The organism is Lysobacter sp. N42 (assembly GCF_004344885.1).
The window spans coordinates 1-20,689 of sequence record NZ_SKFB01000007.1 but is presented as its reverse complement, the minus strand read 5'-3'; the positions used below and the strand labels follow the sequence as shown (position 1 = coordinate 20,689).

The window sequence follows — 20,689 nt, the reverse complement described above, 5'->3', positions numbered from 1 at the left end:
GCCCGGGCAAGCGAAGTTCGACCGGGCCCCGCGGTGAGCGTTGCCGGGTGCGGTGCGCATGCCCGGGCTAGGGTGGGGACAAGAGACGGTCGACAACCCGCTGCGCGAGCGCTTCGGCGGACTCGTGCACGGTGTCGAGCACCAGCTCGGCGTGCTCGGGCACCTCGTAGGGCGAGTCGATGCCCGTGAAGTTCGGGATGCGGCCCGCGCGCGCCTTGGCGTACAGGCCCTTGACGTCGCGCGCCTCGGCGACCTCCAGCGGCGTGTCGACATAGGCCTCGATGAACTCGCCGGGCTCGAACAGTTCGCGCGCGAGGCGGCGCTCGGAACGGTAGGGCGAGATGAAGCTCACCAGCACGATCAGGCCCGCGTCGGTCATCAGTCTTGCCACCTCGGCCACGCGGCGGATGTTCTCGACGCGGTCTTCGGGCGTGAAGCCCAGGTCCTTGTTGAGGCCGTGGCGGACGTTGTCGCCGTCGAGGATGTAGGTGTGCAGGCCCAGCGCATGCAACCGCTTTTCGACCAGGTTCGCGATCGTGGACTTGCCCGAACCGGAGAGGCCCGTGAACCAGACGCAGCGCGGCGCCTGCTTCTTGAGCCTGGCCCGCGCGGCCTTGTCCACGTCGACGTGCTGCCAGTGGATGTTGGCCGCGCGCCGCAGCGCGAAGTCGATCGTGCCCGCGCCCACGGTCGCGTTCGTCTCGCGGTCGATCAGGATGAACGCGCCCAGGTCGCGGTTGTCGCGATAGGGCTCGAAGGGCACGGGCTGGTCGAGGTAGAGGTTGCAGACCCCGACTTCGTTCATCTCCAGGTGCTTGGCGGCCAGGGGCTCCTGCGTGTTGACGTCGACCCTGTGCTTGATCTCGGTGACGCTCGCGCCGACCTCGCGCGTGCCGATCCTGAGCCAGTAGGGGCGCCCCGGCAGCAGGGGTGCCCCGTCGAACCAGAGCACGTGCGCGGCGAACTGGTCGCTGACCTCCGGGGCGTCGTGCGCGGCGGCGATGACGTCGCCGCGGCTGATGTCGAGTTCGTGCTCGAGCGTGAGCGTGACGGCACGCCCGGGGCCCGCCACCTCGAGGTCGCCATCGGCGGTCACGATGCGCGCGACCTTCGAGCGCCGGCCCGACGGCAGCGCGACGATCTCGTCGCCCGGGCGTACCTGGCCCGCGGCGATCGTGCCGGCGAAGCCGCGGAAGTCCTGGTTCGGACGCGAGACCCACTGCACCGGCAGGCGCAGGCCCGGGCGCCCGCCATGTCCGCCGACGGGCACGGACTCCAGGAACTCCAGGAGCGTCGAGCCCTCGTACCAGCCCGTGTTCGACGAACGCGCGGTCAGGTTGTCGCCTTCCAGTGCCGACAACGGTACGGCGGTCACGTGGTCGATGCCCAGCTGCGTGGCGAGTGCGCGGTACTCGGCCTCGATCGCATCGAAGACGGCGCGGTCGTAGCCGACGAGATCCATCTTGTTCACCGCGAGCGCCACGTGGCGGATGCCCAGCAGCGAGACGATGAACGAGTGGCGCCGCGTCTGCGTGAGCAGGCCCTTGCGCGCATCGACCAGCACGACCGCGGCCTCCGCGGTGGACGCACCCGTGGCCATGTTGCGGGTGTACTGCTCGTGCCCCGGGCAGTCGGCGACGATGAACTTGCGCTTGGCCGTTCCGAAGAAGCGGTAGGCCACGTCGATGGTGATGCCCTGCTCGCGCTCGGCGGCCAGGCCGTCCAGCAGCAGCGCATAGTCCACGCGCCCGCTCTGGGTGCCGTGGCGGCGGCTGTCGGCCTCGAGCGCGGCGAGCTGGTCCTCGAACAGCCCCCGCGTATCGAACAGCAGGCGGCCGATCAGCGTGCTCTTGCCGTCGTCCACGCTGCCGCAGGTGATGAAGCGCAGCAGGTCGCGCGATTCGTGGTCGGCAAGATAGGCCGCGACGGTCGCGGTGGCATCGTCCAGGCGCGTCATCAGAAGTACCCTTCCCGCTTCTTCTTCTCCATCGAGGCCGACGGGTCGTGGTCGATCACGCGGCCCTGGCGTTCGGACGTGGTGGCGGCCAGCATCTCGGCGATGATCTTCTCCAGGGTGTCGGCCTCCGATTCGATGGCACCGGTGAGCGGGTAGCAGCCCAGCGTGCGGAAGCGCACGCGCCGGGTCATGGGCGTCTCGCCCTCGCGCAGCGGCAGGCGCTCGTCGTCGACCATGATCAGCGCACCGTCGCGTTCGACCACCGGGCGTTCCGCTGCGAAGTACAGCGAGGGCACCTCGATGCGCTCGCGGTAGATGTAGAGCCAGATGTCGAGTTCGGTCCAGTTCGACAGCGGGAACACGCGAACCGATTCGCCGGCGTGCACCCGCGTGTTGTACAGGTTCCAGAGTTCGGGGCGCTGGTTCTTCGGATCCCAGGCGTGCTGGCGGTTGCGGAAGGAAAAGATGCGCTCCTTCGCGCGCGACTTCTCCTCGTCGCGCCGTGCGCCGCCGATGGCGGCGTCGAAACCGTAATGGTCGAGCGCCTGCCTGAGCGCCTGCGTCTTCATCACGTCGGTGTGCACCGTGGCGCCGTGCGTGACGGGGGAAATGCCGCGCGCGAGCCCATCGGGATTGGTATGCACCCGCAGCTCCACGCCCGCCTCGGCCGCGCGCCGGTCGCGAAAGGCGATCATCTCGCGGAACTTCCAGGTCGTATCCACGTGCAGCAACGGGATCGGCGGCCTGGCCGGATGGAAGGCCTTGAGCAGCAGGTGCAGCAGCACCGAGCTGTCCTTGCCCACCGAGTAGAGCATGACCGGGTTGCGGAAGGCGGCTGCAACCTCGCGCAGGATGTACAGGCTCTCGGCCTCCAGCCGATCGAGATGACTGGGCGGGGGCAGCACGGGATGCGCGGGAGCGGCAGCCGAAAGCTGCGGGTCCCGGGAGGCGCCCGGGCGCGGTTGGGATGTCATGCGAGGCTTTTCCACAGCGTCCTCAGGCTGAGCAGGATAACGATCCCGCCCACCGCGGCGAGCATCGGGCGCGCAGGCACGTGTCGCACCATCCAGCTTCCCAGCGGTGCGGCCACCACGCCGCCCAGGGCCAGTGCGAGGATGACGCTCCAGTGGCTGAGCCCCAGCGTCAGCAGGAAAACCAGCGAGGCGGTGAGGGTGACGAAGAACTCGACCGCGCTCACGCTGCCCACGGTGAAGCGGAACTCGCCACCGCGCGCGAGCAGGTGGCTGGTCACGATCGGCCCCCAGCCGCCACCGCCGACCGCATCGGCGAGCGCCCCGAGGAATCCGAGCGGAGCGACGTGGCGCCGCACCTCGCGTGGCTCGACGCGCAGCAGGGCGCGACGGATGAGGACCAGGCCGATCAGCAGCAGGTAGGCCGCGATCCAGGGCTTGATCGCGTCGCCGTTCACGCGCGTTAGCAAGTAGGCGCCGATCGCCGCGCCCAGGACTCCGGGCAGCAGCAGGCGCAGGAAGAGTCGCCGGTCGATGTTGCCGAAGGCGCGGTGCGAGATGGCGGAAGCGCCGGTGGTGAAGCACTCCGCCGCATGCACCGTCGCGCTCGTGGCCGCCGGTGGCAGGCCTGCGCCCAGCAGCATCGCCGATGCGGTCACGCCATAGGCCATGCCCAGCGCGCCGTCCACCAGCTGGGCGGCGAAGCCGATGAGCACGTGCAGGAGGAAGTCGGGCGGCAGGTCCATGGGCGGTTCCGGGAGGTCGGCGCCAGTGTGCGCAGCTGCCGGCCGCCGCGAAAGCATGCGCCCGGCATGAGCGAATAACCCGGCGTCCTTTCCGTCCGTCCGCGGCGGCTGCGAGCCTGCACGTGCACCGTAGGACCACCTGCCATGCCGCCAGCCCTGCCCCTGCCCGCCAACCTGCTGCCCGAAGGCCACGCCGAGCTGCTCGACCGCCTCACCGACGGCCTCGGCGGCGACGCGCTGTGGTGGCTGTCCGGCTATGCCGCGGGCCTGGCGCGTTCGCGAAGTCCGGCCGCCGACGTCGGGCGCGCCGCGGCCCCTGCCGCCGCGGCGCCACTGCGGGCCACCGTCGTCTACGGCAGCCAGACGGGCAACGCGCGCCGTGTTGCCGAACGCCTCGCATCGCAGCTGGGCGACTCGGGACTCGAGCTGCGCCTTTCCGGCGCCGCCGACTACCCGTTGCGCGAACTCAGGGCGGAAACGCTGCTCGTGATCGTGATCAGCACGCAGGGCGATGGCGACCCGCCCGACGATGCGCGCGCCTTCGTCGAGCACCTGCTGGGCCCACGCGCGCCCAGGCTCGAGGGGCTGCGCTTCGGCGTGCTCGGCCTGGGGGACTCGAGCTACCCGAAGTTCTGCGAGGTGGGGCGCCGCCTGGACGCGCGGCTGGCCGAGCTGGGCGGCGAGCGATGGCTCGCGCGTGGCGACGCCGACCTCGACATCGAAGAGGTCGCCGCGCCGTGGACCGAGCGGGCCGTCGAAGCCGCGCGTGCGCTGGCGCCGGTGCGCTCACTGGCCACGGTCACCCCGCTGCGCCCCGCCGCGGCACGGCCCTGCGGGCGCGATGCGCCCTTCCCCGCCAGGGTGCTCGCCACCCAGAAGATCACCGCGCGCGGTGCGGCGCGCGACGTGCGCCACGTCGAGCTGTCGCTGGAAGGCTCCGGCCTTGTCTACGAGCCCGGCGACGCGCTGGGCGTGTGGGCGCACAACATGCCGGCCCTGGTCGACGAGGTGCTCGAGGTGCTCGGGCTCGACGGCGAACGGGTCGTCGACCACAAGGGCCGGTCACTGCCGCTGCGCGACTGGCTGACGCGCGAACGCGAGCTCACCCGCCTCTCGCGACCCTTCGTCGCGCACCACGCGGAACGCAGTGGCGATGCCGGCCTCATGGCCCTCCTGGCCGACGACCGCCGGGACGACCTCGCCCGCCTGCTCGAAGGTGTGCAGCCGGTCGACCTCCTGCGTCGCCACCGCGGCGCGTGGACGGCGCATGAGCTCGTCGCCGCGCTGCGCCCGCTGACCCCGCGCCTGTACTCGATCGCCTCGAGCCCCCTGGAGGTCGGCGAGGAGGCCCACCTCACGGTCGCGCACGTGGCCTACCAGGCTGGCGACCGTGCCCGCTTCGGCCTCGCCTCCGGCCTGCTCGCCCGCGCCGAGCCCGGCCACGCGCTCCCGGTCTTCGTCGAACGCAACGAGCGTTTCCGCCTGCCGCAGGACGGAAGCCGCGACGTGCTGATGATCGGCCCCGGCACGGGCGTCGCGCCCTTCCGCGGCTTCGTGCAGCACCGCGGTCACACCGGCGCGACCGGGCGCAACTGGCTGCTGTTCGGCGCGCCCCATGCGCGAACCGATTTCCTCTACCAGCTCGAGTGGCAGCAGGCGCTCAGGCGCGGGCAGCTGCATCGACTGGACGTCGCCTTCTCCCGCGACCAGCGCGACAAGGTCTACGTGCAGCACCGCCTGCGCGAGCACGGGCGCGACGTGCATGCCTGGCTCGAGGGCGGTGCGCACGTCTACGTCTGCGGGGCCGTGGCGATGTCCAAGGACGTGCACGCGGCGCTCGTGGACATCGTCGCCACCCACGGCGGCCGCTCGCGAGAGGATGCCGCCGCCTGGCTGGACGCCCTGCTCGCCGAAGGCCGCTACGCGCGGGACGTGTACTGATGGCGACGGACGCGATGCCGTGATTGCACCACCGGGCTGCGGCCTGCGCCTCCTGGCCCGCCAAGCGAATCGCACCCGCCTACGCGCTGCGGCACAGCTGCCTCCCACGAAACCGACGCAACCACCCGCGCACGCAGACAGCCGGCGCACCCGGAAACCGCCATGGCCCGCCATTCCGTCGAAGACATCAAGAAGAACAGCCGTGCCCTTCGCGGCACGCTGCTGGAAAGCCTCGCCGACCCGCTCACCGGCGCGCTGGCCGAGGACGACCAGACGCTGATCAAGTACCACGGCAGCTACCAGCAGGACGACCGCGACCTGCGCGAGGAGCGCCGGCTGCAGAAGCTCGAGCCCGCCTACAGCTTCATGATCCGCACGCGCACGCCCGGCGGGGTGGTCACGCCATCGCAGTGGCTCAAGCTCGACGCGGTGGCATCCACCCATGCCGAGCGCGGCCTGCGCATCACCACGCGGCAGGCGATCCAGTTCCACGGCGTGGTCAAGCGCGACCTGAAGGCGACGATGCAGGCGATCAACGCCGCGCTCGTCGACACCCTGGCCGCCTGCGGCGACGTCAATCGCAACGTGGCCATCGCCGCCAATCCGCTGCAGTCGGATGCGCATGCCTGCGTGTACGCCACGGCGGCCACGCTCTCCGGGCACCTGCTGCCCAATACGCGCGCCTACCACGAGATCTGGCTGGACGGCGAGCGCGTGGCGGGCACGCCGGAGCAGGAGCCGATCTACGGCGACACCTACCTGCCGCGCAAGTTCAAGATCGGCTTCGCGATTCCACCCGTCAACGACGTCGACGTCTTCGCCCAGGACCTCGGCTTCATCGCCATCCTCGAGGATGGCCGCGTCGCCGGCTACAACGTCAGCGTCGGTGGCGGGATGGGCGCCACGCACGGCGATCCGGAAACCTACCCGCGGCTGGGCGACGTGATCGGCTTCGTCACGCCGCAGGACGTCATCGCGATTGCGGTGGCCGTGGTCACCACGCAGCGCGACTGGGGCAACCGCGCGGTTCGCAAGCGTGCCCGGCTCAAGTACACCATCGACGACCGTGGGCTGGACGCGTTCAGGGCCGAGGTGGAGCGCCGCGCCGGCTTCGCGCTCGGGCCAGCGCGCGCGTTCGCCTTCGACCACAACGGCGACCGTTTCGGCTGGGTGGAGGGCCACGACGGCCGCTGGCACCTCACGCTCCGCGTGCCGTCCGGTCGCCTGCAGGACGGTGCGGCCGGCGCGATGCAGACGGGCATGCGCGAGATCGCGCGCGCCCTGATCGACGTCGACGGCGCGCAGCTTCGCCTGACACCGAACCAGAACCTGGTCGTCGCGAACGTCGACGCCGCCTCGCGCGATCGCATCGACGCGCTCGCATCGGCGCACGGCCTGGCCCTGCATCGCGAGGCCTCGCCCAGCCGCCTCGCCGCACTGGCCTGCGTCGCCCTGCCGACCTGCGGCCTCGCCATGGCCGAGGCCGAACGCTACCTGCCGGCGTTCCTCGACATCTTCGAGGAGCTGTTGGCCCGCCACGGGCTGCGCGATACGCCGATCCACCTGCGCCTGAGCGGCTGCCCGAACGGCTGCTCGCGTCCCTACCTCGGCGAGATCGCACTCGTCGGCAAGGCACCGGGGCGCTATGCCCTGCGCGTGGGTGCCGACCACCGCGGGCAGCGGCTCAACGCCCTGCTGCGGGAGAACGTCGACGAGGCCGGCATCGTCGAGGCGCTCGATCGTTTGCTCGCGCGCTACGCAGGCGAGCGGCTGCCCGCGGAACGCTTCGGCGATTTCCTCGTGCGCACGGGCATCGTGGCCGCGCCCAGGCGCATCGACATCACCCTCGAGGAAGCTGCCGCATGAGCACGCCGGACCCGCTCACCGCCGCCGAGTCGCCACGCGCGCGCGCCGAACTCAATGCCTGGCTGGGACGGCTTCCCGCGCAGGAGCGCATCGCATGGGCACTGGAGAACCTCTCGGGCGGCCACGCACTTTCGTCGAGCTTCGGCGCGCAGGCCGCGGTCAGCCTGCACATGGCCACGCGCGAGGCGCCCGGGCTGCCCGTCATCCTGATCGACACGGGGTACCTGTTCCCGGAGACCTACCGTTTCGTCGACGAGCTCACGCAGCGGCTCTCGCTCAACCTCAAGGTGTATCGCCCGCAGATCGGCATCGCCTGGATGGAAGCGCGCCTGGGCCGCCTGTGGGAGCAGGGCGTGGAGGGCATCACGCGCTACAACCGCCTGCGCAAGATCGAACCCATGCAGCGGGCGCTGGACGAGCTGGGGGTGCGCTGCTGGATCGCGGGCCTGCGCCGCGGCCAGTCGCGCTCGCGTGCCGGGCTGGACGTCCTCGAGCTGCGCGACGGGCGATGGAAGCTGCATCCGATCGCCGACTGGAGCGACCGCGACGTGCACCTGTACCTGCAGAAGCACGACCTGCCCTACCACCCCCTGTGGCACCAGGGCTACGTCTCCATCGGCGACGTGCACACCACGCGCCCGCTGGAGGCCGGCATGAGCGAGGAGGAAACGCGCTTCTTCGGGCTCAAGCGCGAGTGCGGGCTGCACGAGTCCTGGAACGACGCGCCCGGCCGCGCCGCCTGAGCGGCGCGGCGGGGGATCACTTCGGCTCGAACACCGCGATGGACTCGACGTGCGCGGTATGCGGGAACATGTCCATCACCCCTGCCGCGCGCAGCCGCCACTTCTTCTCGTTGACGAGGAAGCCCGCGTCGCGCGCCAGCGAGGCCGGGTGGCAGCTCACGTAGACGATGCGCCGGAACTGCTTGAGCGGCAGGTGCGCAAGCACGAAGTCGGCGCCCGAGCGCGGCGGGTCGAGTAACAGCTTGTCGAAGGACTCGCGCATCCACGGTTCGGCCGAAAGATCCTTCGCCAGGTCGGCCGCGTGGAATTCGACGTTGGTGAACCCGTTGTGCGCGATGTTCTCGCGGGCGCGGCGCACCAGGCCGGCATCGCCCTCCACGCCGACGACCTCGCGCGCGAACCGCGCGATCGGCAGGGTGAAGTTGCCCAGGCCGGCGAACAGGTCCAGCACGCGTTCGTCCGGCTGCGGCTCGAGCAGGTCCAGTGTGGTCTGGATCATCCGCTGGTTGAGGCCGGCATTGACCTGGATGAAGTCCAGCGGGCGGAACTTCAGTTCCACGTCCCAGGCCGGGAGGCGGAAGGCCAGCTTCGGCTCGTCCGGCTCCAGCGGATGCACGCTGTCCAGGCCGCCGGGCTGCAGGTAGATGGAAAAGCCGTGCTCACGCGCGAAAGCGGCGAGCTTCGCGCGATCGGCGTCGCCAAGCGGCACCAGGTGGCGGACCGTCAGCGCGATGGCGTCGTCGCCGGCGATGAACTCGATCTGCGGGATCTCGCGCCGCGCTTCCATCGAGTCGACCAGCGCCGAGATGGCGCCGATCTTCGCGCCGATCGCCGGCAGCACGGTATGGCATTCGCTGATGTCGGCCACGAAGCGGGGGTCGGCTTCCCGGAAGCCCACCAGCGTCTTGCCCTTCTTCTCCACGCGACGCACCGACAGCCGTCCCTTGCGGCGATACCCCCAGGCCGCGTCGGTGAGCGGCGGCAGGATGCGCTCGGGCGTCACATGGCCGATGCGCTCCAGGTTCTCCAGCAGCACGCGCTGCTTGGCGAGGATCTGCCGCGCCTCGTCGTAGTGCTGCAGCGCGCAGCCGCCACAGGTGCCGAAATGGCTGCAGCGCGGCGCCACGCGTTCCGGCGCGGCCTCGAGGATCTCGACCGCGCGCGCCTCGTCGAAACTGCGATGCCGACCGGTCTGCACTGCCATGACCTTCTCGCCCGGCAGCGCGCCCGCGATGAAGACGGCCTTGCCATCGGGCCGGCGCGCGACCCCGCGGCCATCGTGCGTGAGGTCGGTGATTTCGGCGGGAAAGGGCGTGAGGTCGAGGCGGGCCACGGCGACGGAAGCGGAAAACGGCCGCCTATTGTCGCAGACCCTGCCGGCGTGCCCTGAACCACCTCCGGAAAAGGCGACGGCCCGCCGGGGCGGGCCGTCGTTCGGCGCCCCGGGGCGCCTGCGCGAAACGGACTACTTCTGCTTCCAGGCTCCGCCGGACTGGTACCACCAGCCGGGACGCGCGCTCGCCACCCACTGCTGGGCGAAGACCTCGCGGATGCGCGGCTCCCATTCCGGATGGCCGTTGGCGACCGCGATCTCGCGGTAGACGGCCTTGCGGTCGCGATTGTCGTCGGCCACGGCCTGGTTGATCGCCACGCGGTCCTTCAGGGGCAGCTTGGCCGCGTCGCGCACCACCACGAGGCCATCGGAGGTGAAGCCCAGCGCACCGGCGTCGAAGCCGGCGCGCAGCTGTGCGTCGAAGCGCTGCTCCATGCGCGCCTGGATGGCCTGGATGGCGGGCGTGCGGATGTTGATGTCGGGCTGGCCCTGGGCCTGCGCCGCGCCGATGCCCAGCAGCGCCGCCACGTCCACGCGCGCCAGCATCGCCGCCATGCGCCCGGCCGGCGAGGTCGGCGCCGCCGCGCTCTGGCCGCGCGGCGTGTCGCCGCCGGCGGGTGCGGCATCGTCCTCGCTGATCACCTTTTCCACGAACTCGCGGGCCGCCTCGCGGGCCTCGGCCGCGGGGAAGTAGACGTTGATCGTGACGCAGGCCGTCAGTGCGACGGCGGTGAGCGGTAGCGCGATCCAACGACGCATGGCGGGTCTCCTGTCGGTTGCGGCGATCGTGCCGAACGATGCGTGAAGCGTAGCGAAATATCGAGGCGCTCAGTCGACCACCGGCTTGGCGTCGCCCTTGCCCACCGCGACCAGGCGTTCGACCAGCGTCGGCCAGTCGACGCGCCGGTTGATGCCGACGACGGTCAGGTGCGGCAGCCCGGCACCGGCCACGACCAGGAAGGCGTCCTCCCCCCGCGCTTCCAGCCCGCCCATGTCGCAGACGTTGTCCGCGAGGCGGCAATCGATGCCGATGCGCGCGTAGCCGAAATCGTCGAACAGCCCGATCAGGCGCGATTGCAGGCTGGTGACGAACGATGCATCGCCCACGCTCGACAGGTCCTGCACCGCGCGCTGGCTGATGCGCTGGCGCACGCCGCGCTTGCGGTCGGTGCGCAGGCTGGCGTCGAACGCGGTCGGCTGCCAGTCGACCAGGCGCAGCCCGGCGATGCGCCCGTCGAGCCGGCCGGTGATGCTGCCGAAGCCGAGCACGCCGGTGAGGGCCTCCAGGTCCAGGTCGTCCACCACGATGTCGCTGCTCAGCGTGGGCGCCACGCCGAAGGGGCGCTCCATCGCGAGCGAGGAGACATCCACCCGGCCGCCGAAGACCTGCATCGCCAGCCCGCCATCGAACACCAGGCGATCGTTGGCGAAATGCGCGCGGGGGATCGTACCGCTGAGCTCCCCGGTGAACGCCGGCCAGCCCAGCGCACGGGTGAGCTGCTCGACGTCCAGGCGCTCCAGTGTGAGGCCGAACGCGGCTTCAGCCGGGCGTCCCGCCGCGGCCGGACGGATGGAGACGTGGTCGAAGGCCAGCCGCCCGCCGAGCATGGGGATGTCGACCGGCGCGCGCAGCGCGAGTTCGCCATCGGCACTGCGCACGGGCACGCGCGCCGGGCCGAACGCCAGCCCCCAGACGTTGCCGCCGGCCAGGTGCAGTTCGCCCTCGACCGGCGCACCCGCCGAGAAGCGCACCGTGCCGTCGACGTCCTCGAAGGCGAAACGCCCCTGCGGATCGCGCAGTTGCACGCCGCGCAGGCGCGCGTCCACGCCCTGCAGGCCGCCGTCGCGCAGCACCAGCCGGCCGTCGAATCCGCCCTGCATGTCGAGCTCGCCCAGGCCCGCGGCGCCCAGCCAGCCACCGAGGTAGGCATCGCGCAGGCGAGCCAGGTCGCCGCTGCCGGCGTCGACCTCGAGCGCGCGCACCTCGCCATCGGCTCCGAATGCCAGCGCGCCGGCCGCGTGCAGGGCATCACCGTCGCGCCATTCGAAGCGCGGAATGCGCCAGCAGCACGCACCCTGCTGCAGGGCCTCGAGCTCCAGGGCGGCCTTCCTGTCCTGCAGCGCGAGGTAGGCGGTGCCGAACAGGGCTTCGCCGCCACCGACACGGCCCGACAGATGCACGCGGTCGGTGTCGCCCAGTTGCATGTCCAGCGCGAGCGAGGCGTCCATGCCGTCGGCGGCGATGCGGCCGTCGGGGGTGTCCAGTGAGATCCCGCGCAGGTCCAGCGGGCCGGCGATGCGCACGGCGCCGCGCCCGGCCGTCACGCGCAGTCGCGCGTCGCCCTCGCCGCCCTTCAGTTGCGCCTCGGGCCAGGCCCGGGCGAGCAGTGCCTGCGTCCAGGCCAGCGGAATCGAAGCGAGGTCGATGCGGGTGAGGTCGGGCTCGCGCGTGCGGCGCTGCACGTCGACACGGCTGCGGCCACGCTCCAGCGAACCTTCCAGCCCGTGCTCGTGGATGCGCACCGACAGGCTCGCGGCGCCCTGCGGCGTGCGCATCGGGCCGGCGCAACGCCATTCCGACCAGCCGGACCGCCGCAGGCTGCAGGTCCACTGCATGCGCTCGAAGCGGTAGCCCAGGTCGGGGGCCCGCATGCGTCGCACTTCCAGATGCAGCGATCCCTCGCGCGCGCCTTCCGGCCAGTCCAGCCGCATGCGCACGTCCTCGAGCACGGCCACGGGGCTTTCGACGCGGGCGATGCGAACCTTCGCGCTGCGTGCGGCCGCATCGCCGGCCCATGCGAGCGCGGCGGCGAGCATCGTCATGGCGATCGCGCGTAAGATCGACGGCATCCGCGCGAGCATAACGACAGGACGCCAACCGCCGATGACGGATTCCCTGCCCCGGGTGCTGCTGGTCGAGGACGACCCGGTCAGCGCCGGCTTCCTCGAGGCGGTGCTCCAGCGCCTGCCCGCGCGCGTCGAGACCGCATCCACCTGCAGCCGCGCGCGTGGCCTGGCCCGCGCGGGCGACCATGCACTGCTGCTCTTCGACGCGAACCTGCCCGACGGGCGCGGCGATGCGCTGCTCGCGGCGCTGCGTGGTGTGGGGGTGCGTGCGCCGGCGATCGCGCATACCGCCTCGCGCGATGGGCAGGAGCACGAGCGCCTGCTCGCCGCGGGCTTCCTCGAAGTGCTGGTCAAGCCGCTGTCCGGCCCCGAAGTCCTGGCGGCCGCACGCGTCGCGCTGGGCCGGGGCTCACCGCCCGTGCGGATGCCAGCGGAGGACCGCGAGACCCCGCTCTGGGACGACGCCGCCGCGCTGCAGGCGCTGCTGGGCGATCGCACGCACCTGGACGCCCTGCGCCGGATGTTCGTCGTCGAGCTGCGCTCGATGCGCGTGGCCCTCGCCGCCGCCCAGCGCACGGGAGAGCACGAGGCGATGCACCCGGTGCTGCACCGCCTGCGCGCCAGCTGCGGTTTCGTGGGCGCCGCCCGGCTGGGCGATGCCGCCGCGACCCTGGCCGGCGACCCCGACACGTGGGCGGCCTTCGATGCGGTGGCGGCAGAGACGCTGGCTCAGGCCCCCGTCGACGGGGACTGACCCGGGGCGACGCCCGCGCGCGCCAGATCCCCGAGCATCTGCCAGGACGTGAGGCCGCGCGGTCCCAGATGGTGTTCGAGCACGCGGCGCATCGCGCGGCGCAGCGCCGGCAGGTCCTCGGGCGGCGGCATGTCGTCGGCGGCGAGCGCAAGCAGCGCACGGCCGCTCGGGGCGTCGCTGCGCTCGGCATGGCCGCGGTCCACCAGCAGGCGCCGCGGCCCGTGTTCGGGGTCGAGCCGGTAGCGCGCGGCCGGATCGATGCGCTGGCCATCGCCGTCGACCTGCCAGTCGAAGCCCAGGCCCAGCGCCGCCAGCAGGTCGCGTTCGTAACGGCGAAGGAGCCATGCCAGCGGCTCGCCGGCGCGCAGGCGCTCGCGGGCACGGGCATACGCCGCGAACAGGTCGGGCTGCGGGTCGTGCCGTGGCGCGAGCCTGAGGGTCAGCTCGCTGAGATAGAAGGCCGCAAGCGCCGCATCGCCCGTCAGCCGCGGCGCGGCATCGACTGCCTCGGCGTGGGCCAACGTCGCCATCTCCCCCTTCTGCACGGCATCGAAACGGATCCACTGCAGCGGCTGCAGCGCCGCACGCAGTAGCTGTCGGCGCGGGCCCAGCACGCCCCGCGCGACCAGCCCGACGCGCCCGTGCTGCAACGTCAGCACTTCCACCAGCAGGCTGGTCTCCCGCCATGGGCGCGTGTGCAGGACGAAGGCGTTCTCGGCGGCGTAGCGCATGGGAGTTAGGGTCGGGATTCGGGATTCGGGATTGGCGATTGGTGATTGGTGATTGGTTCCGCAGGCATCGCGCGGCGCGATGCGAAAGCACACGAACCCGTTTCCGCCGTTGGCGCGCGAAGCAGCAAACTGCGACGCAACCGCTTCTCCGAATCCCGAATCCCGAATCCCTCACTCGTACCCGAGCGACTTCAAAGCGGCCTCGTCATCGGACCAGCCTTCCCTGACGCGCACCCAGGTCTCCAGGAAGACCTTGGCATCGAAGAGCTGCTCCATCTGCTGGCGCGCGCGCGTGCCGATCTCGCGCAGGCGCTCGCCGCCCTTGCCGATCACGATCGCCTTCTGCCCGGAGCGCTCGACCCAGATCACCGCGCCGATGCGCAGCAGCGCGCCGTCGATCTCGAATCGCTCGATTTCCACCGTGGTCGCATAGGGCAGCTCCTCGCCGAGCTGGCGCATGAGCTGCTCGCGCACCATCTCGCCGGCGAGGAAACGCTGGCTCTTGTCGGTGATCTCGTCCTCGCCATAGAGCGCATCCTGCTCCGGCACCAGTGCCAGCACGTCGCGCACCAGCGCCTCCAGCCCCAGGCGCTTGAGCGCGGACACCGGATGCACCGCGGCAAAGTCCCGCCCTTCCGCCGCCTTGGCCAGGTACGGCAGCAGCGCGGTCTTGTCCTTGAGCCGGTCGACCTGGTTGACCACCAGCACCACGGGCAGGCCCGCCGCCTTGAGCGTGTCGTAGGCCAGGCCGTCCTCGTCGTCCCATCGGCCTGCCTGGACGACCAGCATGGCTGCGTCCACGCCCTCGAGCGCGCCGCGCGCCGCACGGTTCATCCAGCGGTTCATCGCGCGCTTCTGCTCGCGATGGATGCCCGGCGTGTCGACCAGCGCGAGCTGCCCCGCCGGGAAGGTGGCGATGCCCAGCAGGCGGTGGCGCGTGGTCTGCGGCCGGTTCGAGGTGATGCTGATCTTGGCGCCGACCAGTGCGTTGACCAGGGTGGACTTGCCGACGTTCGGACGGCCGATCACGGCCACGTGGCCGGCGCGGTAGGGGGTGCCTGTCATCCCGCGATTGTAAGCCGCCGGGCTTCAGCGCCCCGTCGCGGCTTCGCGCCGCATCCGCTCGATGCAGTCCAGCGCCGCCTCGGCGGCCACCTGCTCGGCGGCCCGCCGCGAGCTGCCCGAGCCCTCCGTGACGAGCGCGGGCTGGGCCAGCGTGCAGCTCACGTGGAACGTGCGCGCATGCTCCTGCCCCTCCTCCGACAGCAGGGCATAGACCGGCAGGGGATGCTGGCGGCCCTGCAGCCACTCCTGCAGGCGCGTCTTGGCGTCCTTGCCGACCTTGTTCGGCGGCGGCAGGGCCGCCAGCGCCGGCTCGAACCAGGGCAGCACGATCGCGCGGCAGGCCTCGAAGCCGGCGTCGAGGTGGATGGCCCCGACGATGGCCTCGACCGCGTCGGCCAGGATCGAGTCGCGACGGTGTCCGCCGGTCTTCATCTCGCCCGGGCCCAGCGTAAGCCGCGGGCCGAGCTCCAGCGTGCGCGCGATGGTGGCGAGCGAGGACTCGCGCACCAGCTCGGCACGCGCCCGGGTGAGCGCGCCCTCGTCCGCCTGCGGCCAGCGTTCGTACAGCGCCTCCGCGACGATCAGGTTGACCAGCGCGTCGCCGAGGAACTCCAGCCGTTCGTTGTGCGGCGTGCCCGCGCTTCGGTGCCGCAGGGCACGTTCGAGCAACTCGGGGCGGGCGAACCGGTGGGCGATGCGGTCACTCACCGATGCGCTTGAGCTCCTTCTCGGCCACGAAATGGCCCACCACGTCGATGTTGGCGATGAGCGGGCGGCGCACTTCATAGTCCACGGTCATCATCCAGCCCGCGTCCTTGCGCAGCAGCTTCACGTCCGCCGGCTTCACGTTCTCGCTGTAGCTCATGTCGAGGCGGCGGAAGAACAGGTCCTTGACCTTGGCGGCGTCGTAGGCGCCGGCCCCCTCCTGCGCCAGCCCCTCCATCGCCTGTTTCACGGCGTAGTACTCCGAATACATCGGGATCAGCTTCATCCCCATGTAGATGAACACGCCGGCCACGGCCAGCACCAGGACGAACCCGATCAGGGTCATGCCTTGTTGAGCGCGCTTCATGAACCGTCCTCCCCGGAACCGCTTCTACGGTATCACTCGATGGCGTTGCCGATGCGCGAGGTGTCGAACGCGCCCTGGCAGAACCAGCCTTCGCAGTTGAGCCAGACCAGGAAGGCCTTGCCGCGCAGGTTGGCTTCCGGCAGCAGGCCCCAGTATCGGCTGTCCTCGCTGTTGTCGCGGTTGTCGCCCATCACGAAATAGTGGCCTTCCGGGACCACCCACTCGCCCTCGCCCGGGTCGCGCAGGTAGTCCTGCGTGCGCTCCAGGATCCGGTGCGGGCGGCCCGGCAGCGCCTCGCGGCGCTCCTCGGCGCCGGTCATCTCCGCGCCGTTGCCCACGCCCTCGTAGGCGCCCAGCTCCTCGTAGGCCAGCGGCTCGCCGTTGAGGATGACCTGGTTGTCGCGATAGGCGATCGTGTCGCCGGGCAGGCCCACGACGCGCTTGATCCAGTCCTGCTCGGGGTGGTGCGGCGGCTTGAACACGACGACGTCGCCGCGCGCGGGCTCGCCGAGGTCGACGAACTTGGCATTGCTGATGGGCAGGCGCAGGCCGTAGGCGAACTTGTTGACGAGAATGAAGTCGCCCGTCAGCAGCGTCGGCATCATCGAGTTCGACGGGATGCGGAAAGGCTCGGCGACGAAGCTGCGCAGGATCAGCACGATCGCCAGCACCGGGAAGAACGACTTCGAGTAGTCGACCACGACGGGCTCGGCCTGGTTGGCGAGCAACCCGTCCGCGGCGGCACGCCGCTTGGCGAGCACCAGCTTGTCCAGCAGCCAGACCAGCCCGGTGAACAGGGTCAGCACGACGAGGGCGATTTCGAACCAGCGCATTCGTGTTCCTTGGAGCCGGGATTAGTGATTCGGGATTCGGGATTCGCAGAAGCCGGGGTCGTCGGGTCGGGCGGGCTTCGCTTGGACGAATCCCGAGTCCCCGATCCCGAGCCCCCGCTTCACTGGTCGACCTTCAACACCGCCAGGAAGGCTTCCTGCGGGATCTCGACGCGGCCGACCTGCTTCATGCGCTTCTTGCCTTCCTTCTGCTTCTCCAGAAGCTTCTTCTTGCGCGTGATGTCGCCGCCGTAGCACTTGGCCAGCACGTTCTTGCGCATGGCCTTGACCGTGGTCCGCGCGATGATCTGCGAGCCGATGGCCGACTGGATGGCGACGTCGAACATCTGCCGCGGGATCAGCTCCTTCATCTTCTCGCAGAGGTCGCGGCCGCGACGATCGGCGTGGGAGCGATGCGTGATGATCGACAGCGCATCGACCTTGTCGCCGTTGATCAGCGTGTCCACGCGCACGAACGGGCCGGCCTGGAAGCGCAGGAAGTGGTAGTCCAGCGAGGCGTAGCCGCGACTCACGGACTTGAGCTTGTCGAAGAAGTCGAGCACCACCTCGGCCATGGGCAGCTCGTAGCTGATCTGCACCTGCCCGCCCATGTAGTTGATGCCCAGCTGGACGCCGCGCTTCTCCTCGCAGAGCTTGATCACGTTGCCCACGTAATCCGGCGGCGTGAGGATGTTGGCGCGGATGATCGGCTCACGGATCTCCTCGACCTGGTTCACCGGTGGCAGCTTGGCCGGGTTGTCCATGGGCACGACGGAACCGTCCGTCTTGAGCACCTCGTAGATCACCGTCGGCGCGGTGGTGATCAGGTTGAGGTCGTACTCGCGCTCCAGGCGCTCCTGCACGATCTCCATGTGCAGCATGCCCAGGAACCCGCAGCGGAAGCCGAAGCCCATGGCCTCGGAGCTCTCGGGCTCGAAGCGCAGCGCGGCGTCGTTGAGGCGCAGCTTCTCCAGCGCCTCGCGAAGGTCCGGATAGTCCTCGGCGTCGACCGGGAACAGGCCGGCGAACACGCGCGGCTGCATTTCCTGGAAGCCGGGCAGCGGCCTGGGCGCCGGGTCGGTCGCGAGCGTGAGCGTGTCGCCCACCGGGGCGCCGTGCACGTCCTTGATCGAGGCGGTGACCCAGCCCACTTCACCCGCGCGCAGCGCCGGCAGCACCTTGCGCTTGGGCGTGAACACGCCCACGTCGTCGACCTGGTGCGTGCGCCCCGTCGACATCACCAGCAGCTTGTCGCCCTTCTTGATCTCCCCCTGCATGACGCGCACGAGCGAGACGACGCCGAGGTAATTGTCGAACCAGGAGTCGATGATCAGCGCCTGCAGCTTGTCGGTGTCGCGCGGCTTGGGCGGCGGAATGCGGTGGACGATGGCCTCCAGCACGTCGACCACGTTGAGGCCGGTCTTGGCGCTGATGGCGACGGCATCGGAGGCGTCGATGCCGATCACGGCCTCGATCTCGGCCTTCGCGCGGTCGATGTCGGCGGTCGGCAGGTCGATCTTGTTGAGCACCGGCACGACCTCGAGCCCCTGCTCGACGGCCGTGTAGCAGTTGGCGACCGACTGTGCCTCCACGCCCTGCGCGGCATCGACCACCAGCAGCGCGCCCTCGCAGGCGGCGAGCGAGCGCGAGACCTCGTAGCTGAAGTCGACGTGGCCGGGGGTGTCGATGAAGTTGAGGTAGTAGGTCTGCCCGTCCTTCGCCTTGTACGGAAGCGAGACGGACTGGGCCTTGATGGTGATGCCGCGCTCGCGCTCGATCGGGTTCGAATCGAGCACCTGCGCTTCCATCTCGCGCGCTTCGAGGCCGCCGCAGATCTGGATGATGCGGTCGGCCAGCGTCGACTTGCCGTGGTCGACGTGGGCGATGATGGAGAAATTGCGGATCTGCTGCATGGAGCGCGGGGCCAGGCGAAAAATAACGCGGGATTATCGCATGGCCCCGGCCGCTGCCGGCCGCGTGGTGCGGCCGGCGTCGTTCAGTCCCGTTCGACGGCGATGAACTGCGACCCGCCGCCGCGGCGCACCAGCAGCATGACCGCCTGCTTGGCCGGCACCTGGGCGACCGCGCGGGCGAACGCCGCCGCCGAGCCGACCGGCGTGCGGCCGACCTGGAGCACGATGTCGCCGGCCTGCAGGCCGGCCTTGCCCGCCGGCCCGCGATCCACGCGCGCGATGCGCACGCCCTCGTCGGCGCGCAGGCCGAGGCGCTGGCGCTCGGCGGCGGTCAGGTCCTGCACCGCCACGCCGAGGCCCGCCGGGTCGGCATCGGGCTGTGCGGGCGCGGCCTGCGGCGCCGCCGCGCCGCCGCCGCCATCGGCCAGCGCGTCGAGCACCACCGGGATCTCGATGGTGCGCCCGTCGCGGAACAGGCTGAGCCGGACGCGCGAGCCGGGCGGCAAGGCGCCGATCAGCGGCGGCAGGTCGCTATGGGCGGCCACGGCCCGGCCGTTGACCGCCCGGATCACGTCGCCCGGGCGGATGCCGGCCTTGTCCGCCGCGCCACCGGGCTGCACCGCGTTCACCAGCGCGCCCAGCGTGTCGGGCAGCCCGAAGCCGCGCGCATCCTCGGCGTCCACCGGCTCCACGCCCACGCCCAGCAGGCCGCGCTGCACGCGACCGGTGGTGCGCAACTGGTTGGTCACCGACACCGCGAGGTCGATCGGGATCGCGAAGCTCACGCCCATGTAGCCGCCGGAGTTCGAGAAGATCTGCGAATTGATGCCGACCACCTCGCCGCGCGTGTTGAGCAGCGGGCCGCCCGAGTTGCCGCGGTTGATGGCGACGTCGGTCTGGATGAAGGGAACGTACTGCTGCGTCCCGGTGGCGCGCCCCACGGCGCTCACGATGCCCGCCGTGACCGAATGCTCGAGCCCGAACGGCGAGCCGATGGCGACCACCCACTGCCCGGGCTTGACCGGCTGCGTGGCGGTGCGCAGGGCCGGCAGGCCGCGGCCCTCGATCTTGAGCAGGGCGACGTCGGACTGCTCGTCGCTGCCCACCAGCTTCGCCTGGAACTCGCGGCGGTCCGACAGGCGGACGGTCACCTGCGTGGCGTTGGCGACGACGTGGTGGTTGGTGAGGATGTAGCCGTCGTCGGAGATCAGGAAGCCCGTGCCCTGCGACAGGCCGCGCGGGCCGCCGTCGGGCATGCCGGGAAACGGCATGTCCTCGCCGAAGAAGCGGCGGAAGAACTCGGGGATGCGCTCGTCGTCGGGCAGCTGCCCGCGCGGATTGGCGACCCGGCGCGAGCCGATCTCGGCGCTGATGTTGACCACGGCCGGGCCCACCTGCTGCACGAGGTTGGTGAAGTCCGGCAGGCCGCTCACCATCGGCACCGCCGGCGGCGCGGTGGAGGGCACGGGCAGCGGCGCGACGTGCGCGGGCTGCTGCGCCGTGCAGGCCACGGGCAGCGCCATCGCGATGGCGCCCACCAGGACGAGGGTACGCATGGGTCGGTTCATCGAATCGGCCTCACGGAAATCGGGTTGTGGCGGCGTGCCCGCCCGGGTCAGGGCGCAGGCACCTGCTCCGGCTCGCCCTGCGGGCGGGGCTCGAAGGGGTAGAACGACGGGCGCTCGCCCGCACTGTCGCCGGCGACGCCATAGCGGGCGGTGAACGCCCCGGAGCCGCCGCCCAGCGTCGCGCGCGGCCACGGGCGCGCCGTGAGCGCTTCGCCAGCGGCGAGATTGAAGGGATTGCCGGACGGGGCGGCCAGCAGCGCCGCTTCGGCGACGGACGCCGTGGCAGCGCGGCCCGAATCCGCCCGCGGGACGGCAGCCGGGCGTTCGCGCCGCGGCGCGGTTGCGACGAGCC

At 71.1% G+C, this 20,689-nt stretch carries 17 protein-coding genes and 1 pseudogene; 4 read left to right on the top strand and 14 right to left on the bottom strand.

From position 1 onward, the window contains the following. Positions 1 to 67 precede the first annotated feature (67 nt). The 3 genes from cysN to EYQ95_RS13200 are packed head-to-tail and all read right to left on the bottom strand — an operon-like array spanning position 68 to position 3,674. Entirely contained in the window at positions 68 to 1,957 is a 1,890-nt protein-coding gene (gene cysN, locus EYQ95_RS13210) for a sulfate adenylyltransferase subunit CysN (RefSeq protein WP_132327691.1), read from the bottom strand. Beyond that, positions 1,957 to 2,931, bottom strand: coding sequence for a sulfate adenylyltransferase subunit CysD (cysD, locus tag EYQ95_RS13205; RefSeq protein ID WP_132327690.1), 975 nt, complete (start codon positions 2,929 to 2,931; stop codon positions 1,957 to 1,959). The genes cysN and cysD overlap by 1 nt, the downstream gene beginning before the upstream one ends. Next, on the bottom strand, positions 2,928 to 3,674 hold the full coding sequence (locus EYQ95_RS13200; RefSeq protein ID WP_132327689.1) for a sulfite exporter TauE/SafE family protein: 747 nt from the start codon (positions 3,672 to 3,674) through the stop codon (positions 2,928 to 2,930). The genes cysD and EYQ95_RS13200 overlap by 4 nt, the downstream gene beginning before the upstream one ends. 144 nt (positions 3,675 to 3,818) lie before the next feature. Between EYQ95_RS13200 and EYQ95_RS13195 the strand changes: the two genes are divergently transcribed. From EYQ95_RS13195 to EYQ95_RS13185, 3 genes are all read left to right on the top strand, one after another. Further along, positions 3,819 to 5,615 (top strand): assimilatory sulfite reductase (NADPH) flavoprotein subunit, encoded by a 1,797-nt coding sequence (locus EYQ95_RS13195; RefSeq protein ID WP_132327688.1) that lies wholly within the window; start codon positions 3,819 to 3,821, stop codon positions 5,613 to 5,615. Between the two features lie 162 nt (positions 5,616 to 5,777). Next, positions 5,778 to 7,481, top strand: a complete 1,704-nt coding sequence (gene cysI / locus EYQ95_RS13190) for an assimilatory sulfite reductase (NADPH) hemoprotein subunit (RefSeq protein ID WP_132327687.1) — start codon at positions 5,778 to 5,780, stop codon at positions 7,479 to 7,481. Next, positions 7,478 to 8,224 (top strand): phosphoadenylyl-sulfate reductase, encoded by a 747-nt coding sequence (locus tag EYQ95_RS13185; protein WP_132327686.1) that lies wholly within the window; start codon positions 7,478 to 7,480, stop codon positions 8,222 to 8,224. Before cysI ends, EYQ95_RS13185 begins: the two co-directional genes overlap by 4 nt. Before the next feature lie 16 nt (positions 8,225 to 8,240). On the opposite strand, the gene rlmD is transcribed toward EYQ95_RS13185, so the two are convergent. From rlmD to EYQ95_RS13170, 3 genes are all read right to left on the bottom strand, one after another. Further along, positions 8,241 to 9,557, bottom strand: a complete 1,317-nt coding sequence (gene rlmD / locus EYQ95_RS13180) for a 23S rRNA (uracil(1939)-C(5))-methyltransferase RlmD (protein ID WP_132327685.1) — start codon at positions 9,555 to 9,557, stop codon at positions 8,241 to 8,243. Between the two features lie 132 nt (positions 9,558 to 9,689). Beyond that, on the bottom strand, positions 9,690 to 10,316 hold the full coding sequence (locus tag EYQ95_RS13175) for a YdbL family protein (RefSeq protein ID WP_132327684.1): 627 nt from the start codon (positions 10,314 to 10,316) through the stop codon (positions 9,690 to 9,692). Between the two features lie 69 nt (positions 10,317 to 10,385). Continuing rightward, complete coding sequence (locus EYQ95_RS13170; protein ID WP_165924730.1) at positions 10,386 to 12,380, bottom strand: hypothetical protein; 1,995 nt, start codon at positions 12,378 to 12,380, stop codon at positions 10,386 to 10,388. Between EYQ95_RS13170 and EYQ95_RS13165 the strand changes: the two genes are divergently transcribed. After that, positions 12,379 to 13,158 carry a response regulator gene (locus EYQ95_RS13165; RefSeq protein ID WP_165924729.1) on the top strand — a complete coding sequence of 260 codons (780 nt, stop codon included), beginning with the start codon at positions 12,379 to 12,381 and terminating at the stop codon, positions 13,156 to 13,158. The genes EYQ95_RS13170 and EYQ95_RS13165 overlap by 2 nt on opposite strands. Here EYQ95_RS13165 and recO read toward each other — a convergent pair. The 8 genes and pseudogenes from recO to EYQ95_RS26370 form a co-directional block, all read right to left on the bottom strand. Continuing rightward, complete coding sequence (gene recO / locus EYQ95_RS13160) at positions 13,134 to 13,889, bottom strand: DNA repair protein RecO (RefSeq protein WP_132327681.1); 756 nt, start codon at positions 13,887 to 13,889, stop codon at positions 13,134 to 13,136. The two genes, EYQ95_RS13165 and recO, sit on opposite strands and share 25 nt — an antisense overlap. 171 nt (positions 13,890 to 14,060) lie before the next feature. After that, positions 14,061 to 14,954: a GTPase Era gene (gene era / locus EYQ95_RS13155; RefSeq protein ID WP_132327680.1), complete on the bottom strand. Its 894-nt coding sequence runs from the start codon at positions 14,952 to 14,954 to the stop codon at positions 14,061 to 14,063. A gap of 24 nt (positions 14,955 to 14,978) precedes the next feature. Continuing rightward, entirely contained in the window at positions 14,979 to 15,662 is a 684-nt protein-coding gene (gene rnc, locus EYQ95_RS13150) for a ribonuclease III (RefSeq protein ID WP_243699924.1), read from the bottom strand. After that, positions 15,655 to 16,026: a DUF4845 domain-containing protein gene (locus tag EYQ95_RS13145; RefSeq protein WP_132327678.1), complete on the bottom strand. Its 372-nt coding sequence runs from the start codon at positions 16,024 to 16,026 to the stop codon at positions 15,655 to 15,657. Before EYQ95_RS13145 ends, rnc begins: the two co-directional genes overlap by 8 nt. 32 nt (positions 16,027 to 16,058) lie before the next feature. Next, positions 16,059 to 16,859: a signal peptidase I gene (gene lepB, locus EYQ95_RS13140; protein WP_132327677.1), complete on the bottom strand. Its 801-nt coding sequence runs from the start codon at positions 16,857 to 16,859 to the stop codon at positions 16,059 to 16,061. Between the two features lie 119 nt (positions 16,860 to 16,978). Further along, positions 16,979 to 18,769 carry a translation elongation factor 4 gene (lepA, locus tag EYQ95_RS13135; protein WP_132327676.1) on the bottom strand — a complete coding sequence of 597 codons (1,791 nt, stop codon included), beginning with the start codon at positions 18,767 to 18,769 and terminating at the stop codon, positions 16,979 to 16,981. Positions 18,770 to 18,852: 83 nt separating this feature from the next. Continuing rightward, positions 18,853 to 20,337 (bottom strand): Do family serine endopeptidase, encoded by a 1,485-nt coding sequence (locus EYQ95_RS13130; RefSeq protein ID WP_132327675.1) that lies wholly within the window; start codon positions 20,335 to 20,337, stop codon positions 18,853 to 18,855. 47 nt (positions 20,338 to 20,384) lie between these two features. Further along, positions 20,385 to 20,689 (bottom strand): annotated as a pseudogene (locus EYQ95_RS26370) (hypothetical protein); the annotation flags it as partial.

Coding starts and splice junctions, on each gene's coding strand:
- EYQ95_RS13170 (WP_165924730.1), bottom strand. CDS start 12,380: ATGACGATGCTCGCCGCCGCGCTCGCATGGGCCGGCGATGCGGCCGCA.
- era (WP_132327680.1), bottom strand. CDS start 14,954: ATGACAGGCACCCCCTACCGCGCCGGCCACGTGGCCGTGATCGGCCGT.
- lepA (WP_132327676.1), bottom strand. CDS start 18,769: ATGCAGCAGATCCGCAATTTCTCCATCATCGCCCACGTCGACCACGGC.
- EYQ95_RS13200 (WP_132327689.1), bottom strand. CDS start 3,674: ATGGACCTGCCGCCCGACTTCCTCCTGCACGTGCTCATCGGCTTCGCC.
- cysN (WP_132327691.1), bottom strand. CDS start 1,957: ATGACGCGCCTGGACGATGCCACCGCGACCGTCGCGGCCTATCTTGCC.
- EYQ95_RS13165 (WP_165924729.1), top strand. CDS start 12,379: ATGGCGATCGCGCGTAAGATCGACGGCATCCGCGCGAGCATAACGACA.
- EYQ95_RS13175 (WP_132327684.1), bottom strand. CDS start 10,316: ATGCGTCGTTGGATCGCGCTACCGCTCACCGCCGTCGCACTGACGGCC.
- lepB (WP_132327677.1), bottom strand. CDS start 16,859: ATGCGCTGGTTCGAAATCGCCCTCGTCGTGCTGACCCTGTTCACCGGG.
- cysI (WP_132327687.1), top strand. CDS start 5,778: ATGGCCCGCCATTCCGTCGAAGACATCAAGAAGAACAGCCGTGCCCTT.
- EYQ95_RS13145 (WP_132327678.1), bottom strand. CDS start 16,026: ATGAAGCGCGCTCAACAAGGCATGACCCTGATCGGGTTCGTCCTGGTG.
- cysD (WP_132327690.1), bottom strand. CDS start 2,931: ATGACATCCCAACCGCGCCCGGGCGCCTCCCGGGACCCGCAGCTTTCG.
- EYQ95_RS13185 (WP_132327686.1), top strand. CDS start 7,478: ATGAGCACGCCGGACCCGCTCACCGCCGCCGAGTCGCCACGCGCGCGC.
- EYQ95_RS13130 (WP_132327675.1), bottom strand. CDS start 20,337: ATGAACCGACCCATGCGTACCCTCGTCCTGGTGGGCGCCATCGCGATG.
- recO (WP_132327681.1), bottom strand. CDS start 13,889: ATGCGCTACGCCGCCGAGAACGCCTTCGTCCTGCACACGCGCCCATGG.
- EYQ95_RS13195 (WP_132327688.1), top strand. CDS start 3,819: ATGCCGCCAGCCCTGCCCCTGCCCGCCAACCTGCTGCCCGAAGGCCAC.